Annotated in this window: 1 pseudogene; it reads right to left on the bottom strand. The window is 66.8% G+C overall.

Features of this window, described 5'->3' with window-relative positions:
• Positions 1–316: pseudogene (locus KVT32_RS29440) on the bottom strand (long-chain fatty acid--CoA ligase); the annotation flags it as partial.

Below are 316 nucleotides of genomic sequence, written 5' to 3'. Positions count from 1 at the left end.
GCCCGTCGTGCGCGGCCTCCACGCCCACCTCGCGGATCGCCGGGTGCCGGTACATCAGCGACTCGACCTCGGCCGGCCAGACCTTGTAGCCCGAGGCGTTGATCATGCGCTCAGGCGGTCGACCATGAAGAAGTAGCCATCCTCGTCGACCCGTCCGAGGTCGCCGGTCCGAAGAAAACGCTTGCCGTCGATCTCGACGAAGGATTCGTTCGTCGCCTGCGGATTGTTCCAGTAGCCGCGCATCACCTGGGGCCCGTGGACGACGTTCTCGCCGACCTCGCCCACCGCCAGTTCGCGCATGCGATCGGGATCGACC

It is taken from the genome of Achromobacter sp. GbtcB20, from assembly GCF_019091095.1.
Classification (GTDB): Bacteria; Pseudomonadota; Gammaproteobacteria; order Burkholderiales; family Burkholderiaceae_B; genus Achromobacter; species Achromobacter mucicolens.
Note: the sequence above shows the minus strand (reverse complement) of the source record. Positions and strands in the feature narration are given on the sequence as shown.